Source organism: Pseudomonas sp. KK4 (assembly GCF_001984065.1).
Lineage (GTDB): Bacteria > Pseudomonadota > Gammaproteobacteria > Pseudomonadales > Pseudomonadaceae > Aquipseudomonas.
In genome coordinates this window covers 1-227 of sequence record NZ_LYVP01000285.1, presented here as the reverse complement: position 1 = coordinate 227, position 227 = coordinate 1, and the positions used below count along the sequence as shown (strand labels likewise).

Sequence of the window (227 nt, the reverse complement as noted above, 5' to 3'; positions counted from 1 at the left end):
CCAATAAAGGAAAATCACAAAAAAACATACTCCACCTGTAATCCAGGGTGCTAACAGCTTTCTCTTCAGGTGAAGCGGCAAATTTTCCAACTCATTTTCTTCGATAAGGCCCCGCCTCTCGCAAAATCTAGGAATCAAAAACATCAAAGCAATTGAACAGTTTCTCAAAATTGTGCCGAGCAACCCTAAGCCTGACAAACCTTCTCGATTGCCCGTAACAAACTTGC

The 227-nt window shown here is 42.3% G+C and carries 1 pseudogene; it reads right to left on the bottom strand.

The features are described from left to right. Window positions 1-227 (bottom strand): annotated as a pseudogene (locus tag B0W55_RS31015) (hypothetical protein); the annotation flags it as partial.